21 protein-coding genes are annotated in these 23778 nt (G+C 34.0%); 8 read left to right on the top strand and 13 right to left on the bottom strand.

Going from position 1 to position 23778, the window contains the following annotated elements:
• Nucleotides 1-65: 65 nt before the first annotated feature.
• The 7 genes from ICJ83_RS11465 to ICJ83_RS11435 all read right to left on the bottom strand — a co-directional run bounded on the left by ICJ83_RS11465 (nt 66) and on the right by ICJ83_RS11435 (nt 8614).
• Nucleotides 66-1601, bottom strand: a complete 1536-nt coding sequence (locus ICJ83_RS11465; RefSeq protein WP_188230536.1) for a YifB family Mg chelatase-like AAA ATPase — start codon at nt 1599-1601, stop codon at nt 66-68.
• 151 nt (nt 1602-1752) lie between these two features.
• Nucleotides 1753-3021 (bottom strand): alginate export family protein, encoded by a 1269-nt coding sequence (locus ICJ83_RS11460; protein WP_188230535.1) that lies wholly within the window; start codon nt 3019-3021, stop codon nt 1753-1755.
• A gap of 199 nt (nt 3022-3220) precedes the next feature.
• The gene (locus ICJ83_RS11455; RefSeq protein WP_223154760.1) at nt 3221-4042 is read right to left on the bottom strand and encodes an ABC transporter ATP-binding protein; all 822 of its coding nucleotides are present in this window, start codon (nt 4040-4042) and stop codon (nt 3221-3223) included.
• An 18-nt stretch (nt 4043-4060) separates the two neighbouring features.
• On the bottom strand, nt 4061-4906 hold the full coding sequence (locus tag ICJ83_RS11450; RefSeq protein WP_188230533.1) for an ABC transporter ATP-binding protein: 846 nt from the start codon (nt 4904-4906) through the stop codon (nt 4061-4063).
• A 32-nt stretch (nt 4907-4938) separates the two neighbouring features.
• Nucleotides 4939-6045 (bottom strand): ABC transporter permease, encoded by a 1107-nt coding sequence (locus tag ICJ83_RS11445; RefSeq protein ID WP_188230532.1) that lies wholly within the window; start codon nt 6043-6045, stop codon nt 4939-4941.
• A gap of 158 nt (nt 6046-6203) precedes the next feature.
• A complete protein-coding gene (locus ICJ83_RS11440) occupies nt 6204-7592 on the bottom strand; it encodes a CmpA/NrtA family ABC transporter substrate-binding protein (protein WP_188230531.1) in 1389 nt (462 codons plus the stop codon).
• Between the two features lie 254 nt (nt 7593-7846).
• The gene (locus ICJ83_RS11435) at nt 7847-8614 is read right to left on the bottom strand and encodes a Crp/Fnr family transcriptional regulator (RefSeq protein ID WP_223154748.1); all 768 of its coding nucleotides are present in this window, start codon (nt 8612-8614) and stop codon (nt 7847-7849) included.
• 138 nt (nt 8615-8752) lie between these two features.
• On the opposite strand from ICJ83_RS11435, the gene ICJ83_RS11430 reads away from it, so the two are divergent.
• The 8 genes from ICJ83_RS11430 to moaA all read left to right on the top strand — a co-directional run bounded on the left by ICJ83_RS11430 (nt 8753) and on the right by moaA (nt 15523).
• On the top strand, nt 8753-9931 hold the full coding sequence (locus tag ICJ83_RS11430; RefSeq protein WP_188230530.1) for a molybdopterin molybdotransferase MoeA: 1179 nt from the start codon (nt 8753-8755) through the stop codon (nt 9929-9931).
• Nucleotides 9932-9946: 15 nt separating this feature from the next.
• On the top strand, nt 9947-10285 hold the full coding sequence (locus ICJ83_RS11425) for a winged helix-turn-helix domain-containing protein (protein WP_188230529.1): 339 nt from the start codon (nt 9947-9949) through the stop codon (nt 10283-10285).
• A gap of 16 nt (nt 10286-10301) precedes the next feature.
• Nucleotides 10302-11042, top strand: a complete 741-nt coding sequence (locus ICJ83_RS11420) for a sulfite exporter TauE/SafE family protein (protein ID WP_188230528.1) — start codon at nt 10302-10304, stop codon at nt 11040-11042.
• Between the two features lie 2 nt (nt 11043-11044).
• Nucleotides 11045-11845 carry an NTP transferase domain-containing protein gene (locus tag ICJ83_RS11415; protein ID WP_188230527.1) on the top strand — a complete coding sequence of 267 codons (801 nt, stop codon included), beginning with the start codon at nt 11045-11047 and terminating at the stop codon, nt 11843-11845.
• 69 nt (nt 11846-11914) lie between these two features.
• On the top strand, nt 11915-13006 hold the full coding sequence (gene moeB, locus ICJ83_RS11410) for a HesA/MoeB/ThiF family protein (RefSeq protein WP_188230526.1): 1092 nt from the start codon (nt 11915-11917) through the stop codon (nt 13004-13006).
• Complete coding sequence (locus ICJ83_RS11405) at nt 12996-13439, top strand: molybdenum cofactor biosynthesis protein MoaE (RefSeq protein ID WP_188230525.1); 444 nt, start codon at nt 12996-12998, stop codon at nt 13437-13439. The genes moeB and ICJ83_RS11405 overlap by 11 nt, the downstream gene beginning before the upstream one ends.
• 12 nt (nt 13440-13451) lie before the next feature.
• Nucleotides 13452-14363 (top strand): bifunctional molybdenum cofactor biosynthesis protein MoaC/MoaB, encoded by a 912-nt coding sequence (gene moaCB / locus ICJ83_RS11400; RefSeq protein WP_188230524.1) that lies wholly within the window; start codon nt 13452-13454, stop codon nt 14361-14363.
• 149 nt (nt 14364-14512) lie between these two features.
• Nucleotides 14513-15523: a GTP 3',8-cyclase MoaA gene (moaA, locus tag ICJ83_RS11395; protein WP_188230523.1), complete on the top strand. Its 1011-nt coding sequence runs from the start codon at nt 14513-14515 to the stop codon at nt 15521-15523.
• Nucleotides 15524-16048: 525 nt separating this feature from the next.
• Here moaA and ICJ83_RS11390 read toward each other — a convergent pair.
• From ICJ83_RS11390 to ICJ83_RS11365, 6 genes are all read right to left on the bottom strand, one after another.
• Complete coding sequence (locus ICJ83_RS11390) at nt 16049-16504, bottom strand: hypothetical protein (RefSeq protein ID WP_188230522.1); 456 nt, start codon at nt 16502-16504, stop codon at nt 16049-16051.
• Between the two features lie 336 nt (nt 16505-16840).
• The gene (locus ICJ83_RS11385) at nt 16841-17560 is read right to left on the bottom strand and encodes a LytR/AlgR family response regulator transcription factor (RefSeq protein WP_188230521.1); all 720 of its coding nucleotides are present in this window, start codon (nt 17558-17560) and stop codon (nt 16841-16843) included.
• Nucleotides 17561-17570: 10 nt separating this feature from the next.
• The gene (locus ICJ83_RS11380; RefSeq protein WP_188230520.1) at nt 17571-17888 is read right to left on the bottom strand and encodes an Hpt domain-containing protein; all 318 of its coding nucleotides are present in this window, start codon (nt 17886-17888) and stop codon (nt 17571-17573) included.
• A 145-nt stretch (nt 17889-18033) separates the two neighbouring features.
• Entirely contained in the window at nt 18034-18447 is a 414-nt protein-coding gene (locus ICJ83_RS11375) for a response regulator (protein ID WP_188230519.1), read from the bottom strand.
• Nucleotides 18448-18562: 115 nt separating this feature from the next.
• On the bottom strand, nt 18563-19990 hold the full coding sequence (locus ICJ83_RS11370) for a rubredoxin domain-containing protein (protein ID WP_188230518.1): 1428 nt from the start codon (nt 19988-19990) through the stop codon (nt 18563-18565).
• Between the two features lie 16 nt (nt 19991-20006).
• Nucleotides 20007-23528, bottom strand: coding sequence for a nitrate reductase (locus ICJ83_RS11365; protein ID WP_188230517.1), 3522 nt, complete (start codon nt 23526-23528; stop codon nt 20007-20009).
• Between the last annotated feature and the right edge of the window lie 250 nt (nt 23529-23778).

Raw genomic sequence — 23778 nt, 5'->3', positions numbered from 1 at the left:
AAGGAAATCTGAAGAATAAAATTGCTTATTTTACATTCGAGTTCATGTAAATATCAAATTACAGCTTAACCTAACCACCCTTCCCGATCTAAACTTCGATACTGAATAGCCTCACTTATATGAACACCATTAACAGTTTGAGCATTATCTAAATCAGCTATGGTTCTGGCTACTTTTAAAATTCTATCATAGGCTCTAGCAGACAAACTGAGACGATCCATAGCTGTTTTTAACAGTTGTTTTGATGACTCATCTAGTTCACAATATTTTCGAATTTGCTTTGTTGTCATTTGCGCATTATAATGCACCTTATCTGAGTCCGAAAATCGCTTTGTTTGAATCGCTCTGGCCTCAGTAACACGCTTTCTAATATCAACAGAAGATTCACTTTTTCGATCATCAGTTAGCTTTTCGAAAGGCACTGGAGTTACTTCAATATGAATATCGATACGATCAAGCAGTGGCCCCGAAATCTTACTTAAATAACGCTGCATTTCGGCAGGACTTGAAGTAACAGGAGCCGTAGGGTCGTTAAAATATCCACCTGGGCTAGGATTCATGCTGGCAACAAGCATAAAAGAGGACGGATAAGTGACTGTAAACTTAGCCCTTGAAATTGTCACCTCCCGATCTTCTAATGGTTGTCTCAATACCTCAAGGACGCTTCGCTTAAATTCTGGTAATTCATCTAAAAACAAAACGCCATTATGAGATAGAGAAATTTCTCCTGGCTGTGGAAAAGCACCTCCCCCAACCAATGCTACATCACTAATAGTATGATGCGGACTACGAAAAGGGCGTTGCGCCATAAGCCCACTTTCCCTAATACGCCCAACTACAGAATGAATTTTGGTAGTTTCTAGAGCTTCATGCAAAGTCATTGGCGGTAAAATACTCGGCAATCGTTTTGCTAACATGGTTTTTCCTGCTCCAGGAGGCCCAATTAATATAATATTATGACCTCCTGCAGCAGCAATCTCCATACAACGCTTAATACCCTCCTGTCCTTTTACATCGCTAAAATCAAACTCTGGAAATTCTAAGTTTTTATAAAATTCATCTCGGGTATTTATAATTGTTTGTTCTAACGCCTCATCCTTATCAAAATAATTGATAACCTCTTTTATATTTTCAACACCATACACCTCTAAATCATTAACAATAGCGGCTTCCTTTGCATTCGCTTTTGGCAAAATAAACCCCTTAAACCCCTCTTCTCTGGCTTTAACCGCTATAGGCAACGCCCCTTTTATAGGCTGCAAACTTCCATCTAAAGACAATTCACCCATAATCATGAATCTGTCCAAATGTTCAGCTTTTATTTGATTAGACGCAGAGAGAATACCAATGGCCAAAGTCAAATCGTAAGCACTACCTTCTTTACGCAGGTCGGCTGGCGCCATATTTATAGTAATTTTCTTTCCTGGGATTTTAAACCCATTATATTGAAGTGCCGCAGCGATGCGATAATTACTTTCTTTAATGGCGTTATCCGGCAAGCCCACTAGGTGATACCCTATACCCGAATCGCAATTTACCTCTACTGTAATCGTTGTCGCTTCAACCCCAAACACAGCACTACCAAAAACTTTTTTTAGCATTTATATAAATTTATTTTCAATAAATGTAAGAAAAGTAAACTTATTTTAAATATGATTTTTTCTAGAAACAAAAAATCCCGCTAAAAGCAGGATTTTAATTAAGTATTAATTTATAAGATTAACAACATAAAGAATCTTCTGTAATCTATTTTTAATTAATAAATTTTGGTTTAATCACTAACATTGCCCAGGCCCAATTTTGTCCGCTTGCGGCCACATCTTCCGACATCCCTTTAAGCTCATACATCCCATCGGCAGCAAACATCTGAGAGTACCCCATAACTAATGCATATCCCTTAAATTGTTTTTTAAACACCAAATCTAACTCTGTCCCCAATGCATTGTCTCCACTTGGCAAATCTTGTTCACCACTAAAATTTAAAGCCTTAACCACTAAGCTAGACGTTTCGCTCAACTTGAAATTTGCACTTACATGAATATCAAACAAACCCACCGAATTCGCATGATTACCAACATAGAAGTAATCCATTAAACCGTTAAATTTATGATTTGTTCCGTATAACGGGAAAAACGCACCTGTTTCACCAGCATCAGCATCGTTACCACTAATTATTTCAAGTCCAGCCCCTAATCCTACTTTAGAAGACGCCTTAAAAGTCAGGTCAAGCCCTAATAAGTAGGCCCCTTTCACATCTACTTCTCCTTGTCTAGCCCCTGTTTGTAAGTAAGCATTTGCCGCTACCCCAAAACTACCGCCTTTGTAATTTAAATGTGTACCAAAGGTCTGTAAACTACTTGTTCCATCAGGAGCATCGGTATCATCAAATTCTTGAAAACCGTTATTTAAAAACAATAAACTTCCAGAAAATTTATCCCAAGCCTTACTTAAATGTGCCATTTGCATCGTTTTATAGGAAAATAATCCTGTTGTATTATAAGCAGTTCCAACATTTACAAACCCTGTTGGATGTGAATAATCCTGATTAAAAGCGAAAGCAATATCTAAAGCAAATTTATCCTTTTTATATTTTAATAATGCCGCATCGTGATTACGCCCTTGTTGCGCCCAGTCCAGGCCACCCAAAATCCTTTGGTCATCATATGACAACACTTGGCGCCCTAATTTTGTCGACCAACCAGAACCCAAATTTAATTCCGCCCAAGCCTGAAAAATAGCGAATGAATTATTTTGATCATAAGGTAAAATTTGTCGGTTTTCTCCCCAAACCATAATATCTTGTAAGCTTAAATACACTTTATAGGATTCTGATGAATATCCTGCATTTAAACGAGCCCGAGTAGATATACCAAACCCTGCATCAGCATCATCGGCTATTAAATTACCAAAACCATGGCGATATTCGGTTCTTGGACGAAATTCTCCATCTAAAGTAAATTGTGCTTGTGCATAGTATACACACCCTAATAGTAGCCCGAGTATTAAGTATTGTTTTTTCATTTGAATGTTTTTAGAGTTAAATTGATTTGTTTTTTTTATGTGTTAGTTATTTGTTTTTTTGTAATTATCAGACATAAATAGTCTGACCCAAACGTATATTTAGATTTAATTTTATGACTAAAAAACTTTATGAAATATGAAGAACTATCACCAAGCCCTCTTGTCTATAAAGTGAAATAAAAGATGGATTTCTTTAAAATTAGTGCTCCAAAAAATCGATTAGATGTTTACGATAGGTATAATAATCGTCGTGCTCCAATACGGATTTTCGTGTTCTTGGTCTTTCAAAATCTATATCCAGAATATCTCCTATTTTAGCTTTAGGACCACTGGTCATCATTACAACACGATCGGCCAAGAAAATAGCTTCATCAACATCATGTGTTATCATTACAGCTGTAATTTTTTCTTTATTCCAAATTTCAATTAATATATCCTGAAGCTCTCCTCTGGTTAAAGAATCTAACATCCCAAAAGGCTCATCCAGCAACAAAACTTTAGGTTTTATCGCAAAAGCTCTTGCTATCCCTACACGTTGCTGCATACCCTGTGATAAATCGGAAGCTTTTTTGTGAAACGCTTCTTCTAGTCCCACTTTTTGGAGGTAATATTTTGCTATATCGGTGCGTTGTGACTTTGCCACATGAGGGAACACTTGGTTTACCCCTAACATAACATTCTGCAAAGCAGTCATCCAAGGCATTAAACTAGGCGCCTGAAAAATCACACCGCGATCTGGTCCTGGTCCTTTAATATGATGTCCCAGAACTGAAATATTACCGCCTGAAATTTCATTTAGCCCAGCAATCATAGATAACATGGTAGTTTTACCACAACCTGAATGTCCTATAATAGTAACGAATTCTTCCTTCATAATCTGAAGGTTTAAGTCTTCCAAAACTGTATAATCACCCTTTGGAGTTGGATATACTTTTTTTAAGTGCTTTAAATCCAGCATCACATTCTCAGAGAATGCGATACCATTTTCAGTCACTAATTCATTATGTGTTGTATCTATCATCATGTTTTTTATTTAAATTTAAAAGCGTCCAACAAAACTTTTAGGTGTTACATCTGGCAGCTCAAAAACTTCTTGAGCTTCCGATTTACGTTCGTTTCCTATATCCATTAAGTATTCAATAATAGCATTTCGCGTTTCTTTAAAATTAGCATTATCGTTAAGTTCGGTTTTATCCCGAGGTCGCTCAATGTCTATTTTAAATTCAGGGCCCAATGTTGCTTTTGGCCCGGGACGCAAGGGTATAATACGATCAGCCATATAGATTCCTTCATCAACATCGTTTGTTATTAATAGCGCCGTGCGTTTTTCTTTCCCCCATATTTTTAAAATTTCATCTTGAAGATTCCCTCTAGTTAAGGCATCTAAAGCCCCTAGCGGTTCATCCATAATAATCATTTCTGGTTTCATGGCTAATGCCCTAGCTACAGCCACCCGCTGACGCATTCCTCCTGACAACTCCTTTGGTCGCTTATTAATTGCAGGCGTTAAACTTACCATTTCTACATATTCTGCGACTATGTCATGAAGTTCCCTTTTGCTTTTCTTAGGAAAAGCTTCCTTTACCGCCATATAGACATTTTGCCCTACTGTTAACCAAGGTAATAATGAGTAATTTTGAAAAATAACCCCGCGCTCGTGACTAGTTCCCACAACTGGTTCTCCTTTAAACAATATCTCTCCTTTTGTAGGTTCCAACAAACCATTAATTAGATTAACTAATGTTGTTTTACCACTTCCCGTAAACCCTACAATGGCTACAAACTCACCTTCTTCGATAGACAAATTAATATTTGAAAGCACATTGGTTGCATGATTCCCTTGACCATAGGTTTTATAAACATTATTTAATTCTAAGTATGCCATTTTCTTAAGTTTTAATATTGTTGCGTTCCTTATTAAATGCCGCTTGTTTTATTAAACGATACTGTGTTCTGAATTGTTAACATAATACGATCTAACAAGAATCCTATACCACCAATAACAAACATGGCTACTATAATTTTAGAATTAGAATCTATAGCTCCATTTTGAAATTCTTCCCACACAAAGGACCCTAACCCTGGGCTTTGCGCCAATAATTCGATAGCAATAAGCACCATCCAGGCCACGGATAAGGTTATTCGTAAACCCGTAAAGATCAATGGTAAGGATGAAGGCAAAATCACTTTAAAAACTTTTTGAACAGGCCCCAGTTTTAAAACTTTAGCAACATTGATATAATCTTTATCCACCGACGCCACACCCATAGCGGTATTTACCAAAGTTGCCCACATAGAACATAAACCAACACTGATAAAAGAAATGATAAATGCACTATCGGAATTAGAATCTTTAGTCATCGTTTTTACAATCATGAATACTAACAGCAACCAAACAACAGGTGATACCGGCTTGAAGATTTGAATTAGCCAGTTTACCGAACTACGCAATGTTTTGCTCAACCCGATAATAACCCCTATTGGCACAGCTATTACTAAAGCTAAAAGAAACCCAGCGAATACTGTTTTTAAACTTGTAAAAATCTGATCTACAAACGAAGGTCTTCCTGTATAAGTTATTGGATCTTTACCCTCAGCTACACGTTTGGCGTTTAATGCCGCAGTTTTTTCTGCAAATGCCACTTTATCAGCTTTAATAACCTGATGATCTCTTAATAAAGTTTTATATGATTCCCAAACCTGTGCAGGAGAAGGCAATGTGTTGGGTTGGCAACTTACATCACCAGAAGCAATACATGCTCTCATGACCTCTGCAGCTTCTTGCCCTTGCTCTGTTAAAGCTTTTTCTATTTTATATTCCGCTTCAATATTATATAAAGATTTAGCTCCCATGTGCCATAAACCAATAAATAAGAATATGGATGCAATTGGCACGACTATTTTTCTTAGGAAGTTTTTAAAACCTTCTTTATCTAATTCTCCGGTAAACAAGGATTTAAGGGTTATTAAAAATCCAAGCCCCATAAATTTCGTTACTCTGTTTAATGTTATGCTTTGTTTCATCTGTTTATTATTATTTATTTTAAGTGGTCAGATGGAATTCGCCTCAAACTCTTTTGAACAACAACAAGAAGGTTCATATTGGCTCATTACATGATTACTAAATATTCTCTAACTTTTGAGATTTGCCTCTGTCATACTTAAAACCAAAGGCTTTGTTTTTATTTATCTTTATTACCAATTTTAAAACTATTTATATACCCTATCGGATCTTTAGCATCATAAGAGGTTCCGTCGATAAAATCGGTTGTAGCTGGCTTATAACCATCCGTTTGAGGGATATCAGATGCTGGAATATATCCTTCTTCTACTAAAAGCGATGCAGCTTCTTTCCATATATCTGGTCTGTAAATATCTTTAATGGTTTCAGCGTACCAATTTGCTGGTTTAGCTTCAGGAATTTGACCCCAGCGACGCATTTGTGTTAAAAACCAAATACCATCGGAGTAAAAAGGATATGTAGCGTTGTATTTATAAAAAACATTAAAATCTGGCATTTCTCGTTTATCTCCTTTTTCAAATTCAAAAGTTCCTGTCATAGAATTTGCTAAAACCACTTCGTCTGCTCCTACATATTGAGGCATAGACAATATTTTCACAGCCTCCGCTCTATTACCTGGAACATCTAACCATTTTCCGGCACGAATTAAAGCTTTCGTTACTGCTATAGCCGTATTAGGGTTTTCCTCAACAAACTTTTTAGTCATTACAAATACTTTTTCTGGGTTATTTTTCCAGATGTCGTAGTTAGTAACCACAGGCACACCAATACCTTTAAAAACAGCTTGCTGATTCCATGGTTCTCCTACACAATATCCATAAATTGTTCCAGCCTCCAAGGTTGCAGGCATTTGAGGTGGAGGTGTAACCGACAATAGTACTTCGGCATCGATTTGACCCTGTACATTATCAGCAGTATACATTCCAGGATGTATTCCTGCTGCAGCTAACCAATACCTGATTTCGTAGTTATGTGTAGATACCGGAAAGACCATACCCATTTTGAAAGCTTTACCATTATTTTTATAATCGGCGATTACCGGTTTTAAAGCGTCTGCCTTAATAGGATGAATTGGTTTACCATCTTCTCCTAGAGGAACATTGGCTTTCATTTTAGACCAAACATCATTCGAAACAGTAATTCCATTTCCATTTAAATCCATTGAAAATGGCGTTACCAATTCGGCTTGTCTACCAAATCCAGCGCCTGCGGCAATTGGCTGACCCGCCAGCATATGCGAACCATCTAATTGACCATCAATCACACGATCTAAAACGTTTTTCCAATTGGATTGGGCTTCAACAGAAACAAAAAGACCTTCATCCTCGAAAAAGCCTTTCTCTTTTGCTATAGCTAAAGGTGCCATATCTGTTAACTTTATAAATCCAAAGGTTAATTGTGGTTTTTCTATATCTAACGTCTTAGTTTTCGACACATTTGCAGCAATTTCTTCAGTTACTGCTTTCTTTTTAGAATCCTTTCCACCACAAGAAAATAATAGTAGTGACAATGAAAAGGCCCATGCTGATTTTTTTAAAACTGATTTCATATTGAAGGGTTTTTAGATTAAATTAAGTATTAGTACTTATTTGTTTAGCAAATATATACGTAGTTCATCATCCCCTCAATGGTATATCACATGTTATTACATCTTTTTACACATAGTAAAACCTGCTAAAATGCAGTGAATCCGTAAAACACACTTAAAACCAGTTATTTACACAATACTTACAAAGCAAAAAAAAGCCATACGAAATATACGTATGGCAATAACTAATAAAGTTGGTAAAGTATCTAAAACGTTTAACTATCTAAAAAGAAATTGTGTTCACTTATTTCCTTTTTTAATAGATCAATATCATTAATTCCTATTTTTTTTCCTTTAGCAGAAATCAATTTTTCTTTTTTTAGTGCCGAAAAAACCCTTATAACCTGCTCTTCGGTCGTCCCTGCATAATCAGCATATTCCTTTCGACTTAAATTAACATCGAGAAAACCCTTATCGGTTCCAAATTTCCTATTAATATAAAGTAAGGTATCTATTACCCGTTCTCGAACAGTCATTTGAGATATAGACTTAACCTTTGATTCACTTTTATTTAACTCATTCGCATAAAATAGCATTAAATCGTAAGCAAATTTCGGATTATTTATTAAAGCTTCTTGCAGCGTATGCTTTGAAAAATAACACAAAACAGTATCCTCTAAAGCTATTGCTCCAATAGAATAATATTCCTCAGTTCCAAATCCGCGATGCCCAATAATTTCACCTTCACGAGCAAAACGTACAATTTGTTCTCTACCATTTATTCCGGTTCTAAACACTTTAACCTTTCCTTTTAAAACAAAAAACAAACCATTTACAGGCGCTCCTTCTATAATAAATTGCTGTCCTTTTTTACATCGTAAATTATTCTTTTTCAATATTAAACCAACATCATCCAGCGTCGACATATTACTCTTAATAAGGCAATTATAATTTTCACAGGTATCACAAGATGTATTATATAACATGCTTTTACGTGTTGTAGTTAAAACTTTATGTCTGGCTATCGAGGTTTCCAACTGCATAACTAACGATTAAACTTAATTAATAGTTCTCATTTGAAACAAATATAAGTATTAATACTTAATTTTAGACATTATATAAGTAATTATTTCAAATTTTATAAAATATCGCTATATTTGTAAAAATATAACGCTTAATACATGGTCACAATAAATCAAGCTATAAACCTCGTTAAAAATTCGATACAACCTTTATCTATTGAAACAGTAAAGCCTGTTGCAAAGGCAGGTAGTTACAAGCTAAGCCGTGATATTTACTCATCTATCAATATGCCACCGTTCAGACAATCGGCAATGGATGGCTATGCCTTAAACTGGCATGATAAATTATCATATACAATCGTAGGAGAAATTAAAGCAGGTGACAATCATCAACCCATATTAAAGAAAGGAGAAGCCGTTAGAATTTTTACCGGAGCTCCTGTTCCTGATACTGCAAATACCGTTGTTATGCAAGAGAAAGTTTCTTTAAAAGATAACAACATGACTCTTCTAGAAACTATTGATATAAACAAAAATATAAGACATGAAGGAGAACAAGTTAAAAAAGGACAGTTGGCATTACCTAAAGACACACAACTTACTCCTGCAGCCATAGGTTATTTAAGCTCCTTAGGCATTGATCAAGTACATGTTTACAAAAAGCCAACTATAGCAATAATTACAACTGGAAATGAACTGGTTGAACCCGGTGAACCTATTGACTATGGTCAGATTTACGAAAGTAATTCCTCAATGCTTTTAAGTGCTTTATACGGACTGAAATTCTACGATGTAATTATTGTTAAAATTCAAGATGATTATAATGAAACAATAAACACCCTTAATCGTGTTATTAAAAACAACGACCTAGTAATCATATCTGGTGGAATATCGGTTGGTGATTATGACTTTGTAGGCAAAGCATTAAATGAACTCAATGTTACAGAACACTTTTATAAAGTAAAGCAAAAACCCGGAAAACCCTTATTCTTCGGAACTAAAGGCCACACACACATCTTTGCTTTACCCGGTAACCCTGCAGCTTCATTAACCTGTTTTTACATGTATGTTTTTACGGCTTTACAAAAGCTCATGAACAATAAGGCTGATACCTTAAAACGGTTAAAAGTTTCTTCAGACTCAAATTTTAAAAAGCATGGTGATCGCCCGCAATTTTTAAAAGCCATATACAACAGAAACTCTGTAAATATATTAGAAGGGCAAAGTTCCTCTATGTTGCAAACATTTGCTATTTCAAACGCTCTTGTTTTTATGCCAGAAGAGCAATCCGAAATAAAAAAAGGCGATAAAGTTGAAGTCATACTTTTACCTCTGTAATGAATTTTTTAAAATATGAATTATAAAATAAAGAGTAGAATCTGGATAGAACATGAAAACGGTGTTCTGCTTGGCGAAGGTCGAGTGCAATTGCTAAAGGCCATTGAAACCACTGGCTCTTTATCGAGAGCTGCAAAATCCTTAAATATTTCTTACAAGAAGGCCTGGGATTTAATTGATTCGGTAAATAAATCTGCTAAAAGGCCGGTAACAATTAACACTGTAGGCGGTAAAGGTGGTGGCGGTGCCGAACTAACCGATTATGGAAAATCACTAATACATGCATTTGATGACATAAATAAAAACTGTTGGGCATTTTTAGATCTTCAACTAGAAAAAATTAAAAACCTTTAAACACCTCCCAATAAGCATGTTACAAACCGAAGACATATATATATTTCTTATACTTCTACCTGTTGTTTCGTTTTTATATGCGAGCGTTGGACATGGAGGAGCTAGTGGTTACTTGGCACTAATGGCTTTATTTGGCTTTGCTCCAGATACAATGAAACCCACCGCTTTACTATTAAACTTATTTGTAGCAGGTATCTCATTTTATTATTACTATCGTGGCGGATATTTTAATAAAAAATTATTTATATCATTCGCCATTACGTCCATCCCACTTGCTTTTTTAGGAGGAACTATTGAAGTTGACGCATCGTTATATAAACAAATATTGGCCATTTTATTGGTGTTCGCTATTTTAAAAATGCTCAATATTTTTGGAAAAGAAAACAAAACAATTAAGGATATAAAATTATGGCAAGGCCTTTTAATTGGTGCTGTTATCGGTTTTTTTTCCGGTCTAATAGGTATAGGTGGTGGTATTATATTAACACCGGTTATACTTTTACTGCATTGGGGAAAAATGAAAGAAGCCGCAGCCGTTTCCGCATTATTTATATGGGTTAATTCTGCCTCGGGACTTATTGGCCAACTAAGTAGCGGAGTAAAGTTGGAAAAAGAAGCTTTTATATTGGTTGGTATTGCTTTATTGGGCGGGTTTTTAGGCGGATATTTAGGAAGTAAAAAAATTAATAATACCGCACTAAGATATATTCTAGTTTTAGTTTTAATAATCGCTTGTTTTAAACTTGTTATAACCTAATAATGATAGAAAAAAACAACATAACTGGTATTATACTTTCTGGCGGAAAAAGTAGTAGAATGGGTTCAGACAAGGGTCTTCTGTACTTTAACGGAAAACCGTTTACCCAACACATCATCGAAGCGTTAGAACCACTAGTTTCAAAAATAATAATTGTTTCGAACACACAAGATTATGACAAATTTAAATACCAACGGGTTAAGGATGTTATTGAAGACGCAGGGCCTTTGGCTGGCCTATACTCTGGATTAAAGACTTCTAAAACAGAATACAACTTAGTATTGAGTTGTGATATCCCTTTAATTAAAACTGAAATATTACGGCTGCTCATTAACCAAATGGATAATAACACTGAAATCATTCAATTTGAAGCTCAAGGTAAAACCATGCCTTTAATTGCAATTTATAAATCATCTTGTGCAGACACTTTTTTTGAACTTTTAAAAGCAGATGAACGTCGATTACAATACGCAGTAAATCAATGTAAACTAAAAACCATAAACCTAGCCACTAAATACACAAATGCTATAATTAACGTAAACACACCTAATGAATTAAAATATTTAAAAATGCAGACAAACATTAAGTATTTCGGGCAAATTGCTGAAGTAACACAGGTTGAGTCAGAAATTATTGAACATAACAAAACAACAGTTTCAGAATTATTAGACTTCGTGATTTCAAAATATCCTCAACTAAAGCAGAAAGAGTTTAAAATAGCACAAAATAAAGTATTAGTGCCTGCAAAAACTAAATTGACTGGTGAAGAAATAGCTTTGCTGCCCCCTTTTGCTGGAGGATAACTAATGAGTAAAAATTGAAATATTAGAATCTTTTTGATATTCTTAAATAATAAAAATATTAGAGTATAAATGAATCGTTATAACAGACATATCATACTATCGGAAATTGGCCAAGAAGGTCAAGATAAACTTTTAAAAGCAAAGGTTTTGGTTATTGGCGCAGGTGGTCTGGGTTGTCCAATTTTACAATATCTTGCCGCTGCTGGCATTGGCACCATTGGCATTGTAGATTTTGATGTAGTAGATATCACTAATTTACAGCGACAAATCCTGTTTGGAACTTCAACAATTGGAGAAAATAAAGCTTTAGCCGCTAAAAAACGATTATCCGATTTAAACGACAGTATAACTATTAACGTTTACCCCGAACAGCTTACACATAAAAATGTGCTTACACTATTCCAAGCCTATGATATTATTGTTGATGGGACCGATAATTTTGAAACCCGCTATTTAATTAATGATGCCTGCATCATTACCCAAAAACCATTAGTCTATGGTGCTATTTACAAATTTGAGGGTCAGGTTTCTGTATTTAACTTCCAAAACGGGCCAAGTTATCGCTGCCTGTTTCCTGAGGCTCCCGAAAAAAATACCGTACCTAATTGTTCCGAAATTGGTGTTTTAGGTGTTTTACCGGGCATTATCGGTACCATGCAAGCTAACGAGGTTTTAAAACTTATTTTAGGAATTGGCGAAAGTCTTTCAGGTAAATTACTTTGCTACAATGCTTTAAACTTAAATATAACACTTCTTAATATTTCACGAAATAATAATTTAATAGATGACGTGTTAAAGGGAAAGGATACGTTTCACTTAAAAACAACAGCATCCTTTTGTGCGGCGCCCCATGAAACTACTTCTTTTAAAAACTTGTTAAATAGGAACGATTTACAGTTTATAGACGTGAGAGAAGCTCATGAAACGCCTAAAATAAAAGGATTAGAATATACTAACATCCCTTTGTCTCAATTAGAAAATAATCTTGAACGATTAAACCGTAATAAAGAAATCATTTTATTTTGTCAATCAGGTATAAGAAGCAAGAAAGCAGTTTCAATTTTACAGAAACTTCATATTGAAAATTGTACGAGCCTTAAGGAAGGTGCTTCTGAAATTTTACAAATAATAAATTCAAAATCAATAAAAAATGACCGATAAAAAACCGAAAAACGTGTTTCAACATGGCCCAATCTCTTCAGAATTTATTGGAAACTCTATTGCTAAACACCAATCTAAAACAAGCATTGGAGCACACAATATTTTTTTAGGTCAGGTTAGAGCCGATGTTATTAATGGTAAATCAGTTTCTGCTATTGAATACAGCGCATATGAAGACATGGCCAACGAAAAATTTCACCACATTCGTGAGGCCGCTTTTGCTAAATATAATTTAACATGTATGCATATTTATCATAGTTTAGGAACAGTAAAAGCAGGAGAAATTTGCTTGTTTGTATTTGTATCGTCGCCTCGACGAAAAGTCGTTTTTGAAGCTCTGGAATATATTGTAGAGGAAATTAAAGCCCATGTACCTGTTTTTGGAAAGGAAATATTTACGGACGAAACACATCAGTGGAAAAAAAACAATTAACATTCTATTAAAATGGTCGATATTACGCATAAAAATACAACCTTACGAATAGCAACGGCTCAAGCTATTTTAAAAGTAAGTAAACCAGAAACTATTGATGCTATAAAAAACGACACGGTACCTAAAGGGAATGTTTTAGCGATGAGCAAAGCTGCAGGTTTACTTGGTGTAAAACGTACACCCGATATCCTACCGGACTGTCATCCCCTACCTATTGAGTTTACAGGTGTTGAATACGACATAAACGGTTTAGAAATCACAGTTCTTTTTACCGTTAAAACTATCTATAAAACGGGTGTAGAAGTCGAAGCCATGCACGGTGCCTCTGTAGTTGCGCTTAATATGTACGACATGTTAAAACCTATAGACAAAGGCATTGAAATACATGCTATTAAATTATTAAATAAAAAAGGAGGTAAGTCGGATTTTAAAAACCGTTTTAGAACCGATATTAAAGCAGCTGTTATTGTGTGTTCTGATACCATTTCGGCTGGCGAAAAAGAAGATAAGGCAGGAAAAGCAATTATTGAAAAATTAGAAATCTGCAATGTAACGATTGAAGATTATATTATTATTCCAGATGAGTATGAAATTATTCAAACAAAAGCAAAGCATTACCATGACGCAGGAATTGATTTAATAATTTATACTGGCGGAACTGGTTTATCTAAAAGAGATGTTACACCAGAAGCTTTAATCCCGATACTAGATCGACGTATTCCTGGTATTGAAGAAGCTATTCGAAATTATGGTCAAAGCAGAATGCCCTATGCCATGCTTTCACGTAGTGTGGCAGGAACACTAAATAATACACTAATTTTAGCTTTACCTGGTTCAACCAACGGTGCCAAAGAATCTATGGATGCCGTTTTTCCTTCGTTGTTACATAGCTTTGGCGTGTTACGAGGCGCCAGACATGATTAATGAAATATTGATCCAAACAAGTTGACATACTAATAAGTATTCCTTAAAACATGCAACAGTGTAAATACGACATTTTATTTGATATTAACAGTTATTTTAAAGGCTAATTCGTAGCTTTATAAAAATGGCATTATGACCCAAAATAACTTATGAATTTAAAAAACACTAACATATTACAAGACCAATTTGGCAGAGAGCACAGTTACTTGCGTATTTCGTTAATAGAACGTTGCAACCTGCGCTGTTCATACTGTATGCCAGAAGAAGGTGTGCAATTATCTCCAAAAAGCCATTTAATGACTTACGAGGAGATTTATGCCATAGCTAACATTTTTGTAAAACATGGTGTAACAAAAATTCGTTTAACGGGTGGAGAGCCATTGGTTAGAAAAGATTTTCCTGTTATATTAAATAAACTAGCGTCACTGCCAGTTGAATTATCTCTAACAACAAATGCGGTTCTAATCGATAAATTCATAGATGTACTAAAAGAAAACGGTGTAAAAAGTTTAAATATTAGCTTAGATTCTTTAAACCGAGATAAATTTAAAGAAATTACCCGTCGTGATCAATTCGATAAAGTTTATCGTAATATCCTTCTTTTAATAAAGAATGGTTTTAAAGTTAAAATTAACGTTGTTCTAATGAAAGGTTTTAACGAAAACGAAGTGATTGATTTCATTCATTTTACCAAAGATTTACCAGTAGTAGTAAGGTTTATTGAATTTATGCCTTTTGATGGCAACCGTTGGGATATAAGTAAAATGGTATCTTATCAAGACATATTGAATCTTGTAAATGACACTTTTAAAAAAGACCAAATTATTCGACTTACAGATGCACCAAACGACACCTCAAAAAATTATAAAATAGAAGGCTATAAAGGGCAATTTGCGGTTATTAGCTCAATAACCAATCCGTTTTGTGATTCCTGCAACAGACTACGGCTAACAGCAAACGGACAAATAAAAAACTGCCTATTTTCGACATCGGAGTCTGATATATTAGGCGCTCTTCGGGCAGGTTATTCTATCGAACCTGTTATTGAAAAAGCAGTTAAATCGAAACTTAAAATGAGAGGCGGTATGAACACCTTAAACAAACTTCAAAACCCAGAACGACATAATAATAACCGAAGTATGATTACCATTGGAGGATAAAAAAAGGAAGCCTGTAAAGACTTCCTTTTAAGAAAGGGTTAAAATTTGATTTTAAAATCAAAACGTTTTGAGAGTTTAACCATTTCTGGTAACTTATTATTATGGCAGCATACTAATTACTGCAACTGTATAAAGGCATTTACATTAACAGCTTCAAAAATAATCCCTAATAAAAAAATCCCTCTTTTAGTTCGAACACCTGTTAATACTTAGCAAATACCAACGATATTGTAGATACTAGGAGAGCTATTATTCATTTTAAATAATACTAATATCATTAAAATCGTCACGTAAATACCTTTACACTCTACATTAAAACTAATATCAAAGATTAAAATTCATTGTTGAAACAAAATTATTTTTAGCTGAAATAACCTTACATATCGACGAAGCTTATTTATTTAAAGATAAATTCTTATCAAAAAAATAGAAAAAAACAAAAGGATATCACTTACGATTCTCCTTTTGTTTTCTTGGCAGAACACTTAAAAAAATTGTTAGTTTGATTATCTTATTAAATCTAGGTCAAGCAACAGAAATATTATTTTTTTTATAAACATCACCAAAAAGATCCTTTACTTTAAAAAACTCTTGTTGATCTCTAATTTCAAGCCAAATTGGGAATTCATCAAACTTTTCTACTTTATATGTAGAAGTTGAAATCATTTCAATCTTTCTTTTTGATGTTAATTCGTCAACATCTAATTTTTTTAAATTGTATAAAATTATACTTGGATTTAGATATTCTAAATAATTACAGATACTATTTGAATTAAATTTACCTCTAACCCAGCTCTCTTTAATTATCACCTTACAACCTTTTTCTTCGAAACAAAAATCAAACTTACCATACGATTTATTGGTAATCAGAGTTATTTGAGCGACATGTTCACTTTGTCTTAAATTTTTAATTAAATTAAAAACATAGTCACCATTTTCACTATCCAACAATGGAAAATTCGTTACAAATGCTAATCTCATTGTTCTTTATTTAGGTTATTATAAATATCGTATTTATCTCTATACCAAACAATTAATCTTCGATGAAAGATGACTTTTCTGTAGACAGAAATAAGTCTATTTTTTTAAAACCTAAAATACATTCATTAAAAAAAGGCAAAAACTTACGCTTTTGCCTTTTAACTTGCTATTAATCTCTTACGACATAATAGATAAGCTCTCTCCTACTTTAAAGTTAAAGATTAATTAAAGTACAACGTTTGAACTTTCGATTAAATAACGAAACCTGTCGACCAAAATTTAACAAGAATAATATTATACTCTTACATGTTAATGATACTTCAATAGCGACAGGTATTATAATATATTCAACCTACTAATAAGCTGAGGTTTAACAAGTTTACTTAAAGGAATCACATTTTTACCTATATAAATTACATTCTCCTCTATTTCATCAATTTTCTTAAGATTGATAATATAAGATCTATGCACTTTCATAAAAGTACTATTGGGTAATTTATCTAATATTTTTTTCATTGAAGCATGCACAATATGATTTTTATCTTCGGTTTTAATGTAAATATAATCTCCCTTGGCTACAACAATGTTAATATTCTGAATGTCTATTTTTATAAGTTTTTTATTGATATTAATAAACAATGTATTTTCTACATCCTCTACATCATCAACAAAATCCCCGGCATCTGCCTCGAAATCTTCATCATTAAATGATTTTTCCAACTTTTCGATACTTTTCTTTAACCTAGATAATTTAACAGGTTTCTCAATATAATCGACAATGCATTCATACTCGAAAGCTGTTATAGCCAGTTTGCTGTCGGATGAAATAACAATAATTTTTGGCTGGTTTTTTAACGTTTGAATAAACTCAAATCCAGTAAAGTCAGGTAAGTGCATATCCAGAAAAATCAGGTCCACCTCCTGTTTATTAAGATATTTAATAGCTTCGGTCGCATTCTCAAATGTTGCTACTATATTTAAATCAGGAATTTCATCGCATAATTTCTTTAATATAGCAACAAATGTTAGCTCATCATCTATTATAATGGCGTTCATTTATATTTGGTTAAATAGTAGATATATAACGCAGCATCGCCGTTAAATAATTATCAAAAGATGCTTGATCCACATTGCTGCCTGCTTTTAAGTTTTCTTCATGAGTTGCTGCTATTTGGTAAGCATCTTCCCAACTTAAAATAATAGCTTTGTGTTTAATTTTATGCACTATGTTGGCTGCCTGCATAAAACAACCCCTTTGCATATAATCGTTGTATGAATCTACTTCGTTAGGTAATTCGAATTTAACAATTTTTATTAACTTATTGAAAAATTCTTGGTCGCCATTTGCTATTTTTCTTATATAATCCAAATTTGGTTCACCCATGAAAATTAAAATTTCACTTTTTTACAATAAAGCTAAAATAGTCTCAATGACCAAAATAAACAATTAATAAAAATTAATGTATTTACTAAAATTAAATTCGTTACACTTTAAATTATTTACTAAAATACATTTAACAATTAGCTCCCTATAACTCTACTAATTCGTTCATGCTCCAATAGCTAATTAAATTTTGAATTTTTAATACGTAATCTTCATATTTTAGTGGTTTTTTTACATAACCTGCAACGCCTATTTTATAACAAGCTTTTAAATCGTTGGGATTATTAGAGGTAGTTAATACTATGGTAGGAACGTAATTTAAAATGTCGTCGCTTTTAAGAATTTTTAAAAAATCTATACCGTTAAGCTTAGGCATATTTAAATCTAATAATATAATATCTGGAAGGTTTTCTTTATCATTAAGAATCTGCAATGCTTCTTCCCCATTTTTAGCCTCTATGACTTCATGATTTAATTTTAACGATGATACCACACGATTAAATTTCATTGCTTCAATTACGTCATCGTCAATAAACAATATTTTCAGAGCCTTATTCATGGAAAAATTTTAAGAAAGTGCTATTTAAAAATATTATTTTCGAAAATGAATCACAAATGTTTTCGCTACACAGCGTGTAGATATAGTTGAAAATACCATTATCTATAGATAAGATTTAAGACACTAAAATCTTTTTTTCGAAACTGCTCTTAGGTGACTCGCATAATGAACACTCATATGTTTCTGGTAAACTTTCAAATGGTGTGTTCGGACTAACATTTTGAGTTACATCGCCATATTTATTTTCATAAATCGTTGCACACTCTTTGCATTGATAAACCTCCGTCTTATGGGTTTCAATTTTCTCATTCACCACTACGTTCTGTGCACGTTCCATGCCTAGTTGTTCAAAATATAGTTTACTTAATTCCATAAGTAATCCTGGCAGTTCAACCATATCTACATCTTGAACATGCATGATATATTCTCGGGTATTCGGGTCGAAATTTTTGGCGTACAACAAGTTATAAGTATCTCGAATTACAAAATCACCTAAGTTTTCTGGACTCTTATTTTTTTCTATTACTATAGATGTAAAATGATAGGATTTGCTCTCGTAATTTGCAATTCCAAATGTAAGTCCATAAGTACTTATATCGTTTTGGTCGAAATTAGTTACCAGATATTTTTTTAGGTTTAAGGCATGCGAATCGAAAACAGGTAAATGCCAGTTTAACTCAAGCATAGAATGCCTTACATTAATACCATAGCTACCTAAAAACTTTTCCCACTGCAATTTAAATTTCACAGGAATACCTTTCACGATAAAAGATTTCCAAGGTGTTATAGATATTTTTCCTATCTTATTTTCTGAACATAAATCACACATCGCTTTTAAAAAGGCAATGTCGTAACGATTATTTCTCCAATACAATCCTAACCAGTATTTGTCTCCAAAGCGATTCATGCCTTCATAATAAGGAAAGGGATAAAAAGGCACTTCAAGAGGTTTGTCTACCGTTCGGTTGTTGGTATCGACAGCATCGCTCACCAATTCGAAAAGAGTTTCTACATTTTCTGGCTCTTCAATCAATACATTCTCAATAGCTAATTCTATTTTATCCATATCCCAGCTATAAATAAGCGCCGGATACATTTCCGTTTTATTCCAGCCTCGGAGTCTTATGTACAAATACCAGTAATCTTCGTGTTCGGAGGCTATAAAATTTATATTTCCCGTAAATAAAGGTACTAAACGCTGTTTAGGATCGGTAATATTGACCCGAAGTTTTAGTTTATGCTTAAATTGCTCCAAAACATACAAATAACGATCACTGGTAAGCCATGAAGTATTCGGTAATATATCGGCAGAAACATAGGAAGAAACAATGTTTTCCATACCATCTCGCTTTGGTTTGATGAACTTAATTTTATCAAACTGATGAAACTTACTTTCATCAATTTCTTCAGGAAAAATAATATCCTGTCGTGAACCAAATGAAATTGCATCCAAACCCAGACCTTCTGCTGCTTCACAAATATATTTTAACTCTCCAGGTGAAAGTACACCTCCGTTTATTCTTAATCTATATGACTCTTTCATATGCATTTGGTTAATACTAGGCTAAAACTTTATTATTGCTTAAAATTTCCCTGACTTCTGTTTTGCAACTTCCACACCCCAAACCTGCGCCTGTTTTATTACATAACTCGGTGAAATCGACACAACCTGACTTAATGGTCTCTTCGATATTTCCTTCTCCAACCTGACTACAAGAACACACCAACTTACCGATAACAGGTACATCATTAGAAGCCCCTCTTAGCAATTTATCTCGCTTATCAGCCATTTCTATTTTACTCTCAATCATGGTTTTAAATTCTGCGAATTCATTTTTATCTCCCATTAAAACCGCCCCTATCAATAAATCATCTTTAACAATACATTTTTTATAGTAGCGTTTAGATATATCGGTAAAAATTACTTCTTCATATGAATCGTCGTTTTCAGGCACTTTTATTTCTCCAATACTACACAAATTCAGGTCATTAAACTTGAGAATATTCATTAACACAGAGCCATTATAGGCACAACTCACATCTCCCGCTAAATAATTGGACAAAATATTAGCCTGTTCCTCGGCAGCCGATGTAATACCGAAAAGCTGATTATTGAACTCGGCAATTTCGCCAATAGCAAAGATATCTGGGTGCGACGACTGTAAATGCTGATTAACTTTTACACCTCGCCCACAAACAATGCCGTTTTCACGAGCAATTTCAACATTTGGTATAGTTCCAATGGCGTAAACAATGGCGTGAGCAGCAATAAATTTTCCACTCTTTAAGGTTATATTTAATTCATTTGAATCCTCATCATCAAAAACGGTGCTCACTTCATTGTCAAAATAAATCTGGATCCCACGTTCCTGAACATCTAAAGCCAATAGTTTACTTGAAATTGCATCCAGTTGTCTTTCCATTAATCGTGAAGCTCGTTGAATAATAGTGACTTTTACATTTTTATGTTTCATCGCCGCAGCAAGCTCTAAACCAAGTAACCCCCCACCAACAATAACAATATGTTGTTCTTCTGGTGGTAAACCTGTAGCATCTAAATAAGCTTTAAAATTATCGGCATCTCCTTTATTACGCATGGTAAATCTACCTGGTAAGTTAATTTGAACGTCTTTGGGTATAAAAGCACGACTTCCTGTTGCAAGTATTAACTTATCAAAACTGTGTGTTTCTCCGTGACTATCGGTTACCACCTTTTGCTTCGTATCTATTTTTTCTATCAAAGTTTCAGGATAAACTTTAATGTTTAATTTATTTAATTCATTTTTCTTAATTTTTAATAATTGCTCCCAACTTAACTCTTCGATAACATATTCAGGCAATAATACGCGATTATAGAATAGATTAGGTTCTTTTGAAAACACCAGAATTTCATCTTCCTGATTATTTTCTCGATAATTTTGAATAAACCTGAATGCAGCAGCACCAGCACCGGCTATAATTATTTTCTCTACTGGCTTTTTAAATTTTGCAACCGAAACCCGTGTAAATTTGAAGTCTGGTTCTTTCGACTGCGGATCTATATGTGTATTCGTTAAATTATTGGCTCTATTTAAATCTGTTTGCAATATTTTACCCCAATGCATCGGCAGAAATACCACGCCTTTACTTATATTTTCAGTTACCTGAGCACGAACACGAACCGTTCCATTTTCACTTTTGATTTCGGTTATATCGCCATCTTTAATCTTAAATAAATAAGCATCTACCGGATTAATTTCTAAAACTGGTTTTGGGTAATGCGTTTTTAAACGGGATACCTTTCCTGTTTTTGTCATAGTATGCCATTGATCTCGAACCCGACCAGTTGTTAAAATTAATGGGTAAGTCTCGTTGGGTTGAAGAGATGTGTTTTTTATTCCTGCGGGCACATTAAATATGGCCTTTTTTGATGGTGTAAAAAACTGCTTATCTTGAAAAAGTCTAGGCGTTCCAGTATGCCTATACTCGGGTACAGGCCACTGAAAAGTGCCTTCATTCTTTAATCGGTCATAACTTAAAAAGGATACATCTATATTGGTTCCTTTTGTCATAGATGCGTATTCGTCGTATATTTCTTCTGCACTATTGTAATTGAACCCCCTAAAGCCCATTCTTTTGGCAAAATCACAAAATATTTCTACGTCTGGTCTAGCTTCTCCGGGAGCATTAATTTCTTTTGGTAAATACGAAATGCGACGCTCGGAATTGGTCATCGTTCCTTCCTTCTCTAACCAAGCAGCTGCAGGGAGTACTAAGTCGGCGTATTCGACTGTATCCGATTTATAAGATATATCCTGTACGACAACAAACTTCGCATTCTTTAAAGCTTTTTCTATACGGTGCGAATTAGGTAAACTTACCAAAGGATTTGTACAAGCAATCCAAATCGCCTTTAATTTTCCGGATTCCAAAGCTTCAAACATTTGTGTTGCCGTTAGACCTGGTTTAGGATTTATACGTTCAACACCCCAAAAATGAGCCACTTCACGACGATGCTCTTCATTCATTAAATCTTTATGAACAGCCAGTAAATTTGCCATACCACCTACTTCTCGTCCTCCCATAGCGTTGGGTTGCCCCGTTAATGAGAAAGGACCTGAGCCTGGTTTTCCAACCTGTCCTGTAATTAAGGATAAATTAAGTAATGCAAAATTTTTATCCGTTCCAACCACGCTTTGATTTAACCCCATCGCCCACATACTTATAAAACCTTTTGAAAGTCCTATAACATCGGCAACTTTTCTAATATCCTTTTCAGATACTCCGCATAACTTCGCAGCTTCCTTAACTGATGTTTCTCCTAACTGTTCTTTGTATTTTTCGAAACCTTCTGTATAATTATTTATAAATTCCTCGTTAATAAGCCCCCTTTCAAATATACTTCTTGCGATAGCATTGTATAAAATAATATCGGTACCAGGAATTAGCTGCAAATGAATATCTGCAAAATTTGCGGTATCCGTTTTTCTAGGATCAACAACAATAATTTTTACATCGGGATTTTCTTCTTTATGTTTCTCAAGGCGTCTAAATAATATAGGATGACACCAGGCAGGATTAGCCCCAGTAATTAAGAAACAATCAGCCAATTCAATATCGGCATATGAAATAGGAACACTGTCCTCTCCAAAAGTTTTTTTATAACCAACTACAGCCGAACTCATACATAATCTCGAATTGGTATCGATATTATTAGTCCCTAAAAACCCTTTAGTTAATTTATTAGCTATATAATATTCTTCTGTTAAACTCTGTCCCGACACATAAAATGCAACACTATCAGGACCATGCTTTTTGATTAAAGATTTAAAAACACTAGCTGCACGATCTAAACCATCATCCCAACTAACGCGTTCGCGAGGATGTGAACGACTCCAGCGCATTTCTGGATATAAAATACGATCGGATACATCGTTCGCAACATAATGTAAATTCATGCCTTTTGAACACAACATCCCCTTATTTACAGGGTGATTTTTATCGCCTTCAACAAGGATTTTATTATTGTTATCTCTTTTAACTATAATACCGCACCCTACGCCGCAATACGAACACGTTGTTTTTACTTCATTTTTTAACATAAACCATTACATTTTAATCGAAATTCGATATTAAAACTTTTTAAGGTTACCCCTATGTGCATCAGAAATTATATGAATTCCATCCACTATATTAGAGGCAGTTAAACTAATTTAACCTTTTCAATAACACGTTGTTTCTAAATCAAGAATTATTAATAAAACAGTAAAAAACCAACCATTAAATTCATAATTTATAAAAACAAACAAGTAGCTATTAAAAAATTAACTTCTCCCGATTGTTTATTGCTAT

This window comes from Aestuariibaculum sediminum (genome assembly GCF_014596945.1).
GTDB classification, from domain to species: Bacteria; Bacteroidota; Bacteroidia; order Flavobacteriales; family Flavobacteriaceae; genus Aestuariibaculum; species Aestuariibaculum sediminum.
This window is presented reverse-complemented; position numbering and strand designations above follow the sequence as displayed.

What these genes read in the sequence shown, in the direction of transcription:
- ICJ83_RS11465 (WP_188230536.1), bottom strand. Translation starts at nt 1,601, where the DNA reads ATGCTAAAAAAAGTTTTTGGTAGTGCTGTGTTTGGGGTTGAAGCGACA.
- ICJ83_RS11460 (WP_188230535.1), bottom strand. Translation starts at nt 3,021, where the DNA reads ATGAAAAAACAATACTTAATACTCGGGCTACTATTAGGGTGTGTATAC.
- ICJ83_RS11455 (WP_223154760.1), bottom strand. Translation starts at nt 4,042, where the DNA reads ATGATAGATACAACACATAATGAATTAGTGACTGAAAATGGTATCGCA.
- ICJ83_RS11450 (WP_188230533.1), bottom strand. Translation starts at nt 4,906, where the DNA reads ATGGCATACTTAGAATTAAATAATGTTTATAAAACCTATGGTCAAGGG.
- ICJ83_RS11445 (WP_188230532.1), bottom strand. Translation starts at nt 6,045, where the DNA reads ATGAAACAAAGCATAACATTAAACAGAGTAACGAAATTTATGGGGCTT.
- ICJ83_RS11440 (WP_188230531.1), bottom strand. Translation starts at nt 7,592, where the DNA reads ATGAAATCAGTTTTAAAAAAATCAGCATGGGCCTTTTCATTGTCACTA.
- ICJ83_RS11435 (WP_223154748.1), bottom strand. Translation starts at nt 8,614, where the DNA reads ATGCAGTTGGAAACCTCGATAGCCAGACATAAAGTTTTAACTACAACA.
- ICJ83_RS11430 (WP_188230530.1), top strand. Translation starts at nt 8,753, where the DNA reads ATGGTCACAATAAATCAAGCTATAAACCTCGTTAAAAATTCGATACAA.
- ICJ83_RS11425 (WP_188230529.1), top strand. Translation starts at nt 9,947, where the DNA reads ATGAATTATAAAATAAAGAGTAGAATCTGGATAGAACATGAAAACGGT.
- ICJ83_RS11420 (WP_188230528.1), top strand. Translation starts at nt 10,302, where the DNA reads ATGTTACAAACCGAAGACATATATATATTTCTTATACTTCTACCTGTT.
- ICJ83_RS11415 (WP_188230527.1), top strand. Translation starts at nt 11,045, where the DNA reads ATGATAGAAAAAAACAACATAACTGGTATTATACTTTCTGGCGGAAAA.
- moeB (WP_188230526.1), top strand. Translation starts at nt 11,915, where the DNA reads ATGAATCGTTATAACAGACATATCATACTATCGGAAATTGGCCAAGAA.
- ICJ83_RS11405 (WP_188230525.1), top strand. Translation starts at nt 12,996, where the DNA reads ATGACCGATAAAAAACCGAAAAACGTGTTTCAACATGGCCCAATCTCT.
- moaCB (WP_188230524.1), top strand. Translation starts at nt 13,452, where the DNA reads ATGGTCGATATTACGCATAAAAATACAACCTTACGAATAGCAACGGCT.
- moaA (WP_188230523.1), top strand. Translation starts at nt 14,513, where the DNA reads ATGAATTTAAAAAACACTAACATATTACAAGACCAATTTGGCAGAGAG.
- ICJ83_RS11390 (WP_188230522.1), bottom strand. Translation starts at nt 16,504, where the DNA reads ATGAGATTAGCATTTGTAACGAATTTTCCATTGTTGGATAGTGAAAAT.
- ICJ83_RS11385 (WP_188230521.1), bottom strand. Translation starts at nt 17,560, where the DNA reads ATGAACGCCATTATAATAGATGATGAGCTAACATTTGTTGCTATATTA.
- ICJ83_RS11380 (WP_188230520.1), bottom strand. Translation starts at nt 17,888, where the DNA reads ATGGGTGAACCAAATTTGGATTATATAAGAAAAATAGCAAATGGCGAC.
- ICJ83_RS11375 (WP_188230519.1), bottom strand. Translation starts at nt 18,447, where the DNA reads ATGAATAAGGCTCTGAAAATATTGTTTATTGACGATGACGTAATTGAA.
- ICJ83_RS11370 (WP_188230518.1), bottom strand. Translation starts at nt 19,990, where the DNA reads ATGAAAGAGTCATATAGATTAAGAATAAACGGAGGTGTACTTTCACCT.
- ICJ83_RS11365 (WP_188230517.1), bottom strand. Translation starts at nt 23,528, where the DNA reads ATGTTAAAAAATGAAGTAAAAACAACGTGTTCGTATTGCGGCGTAGGG.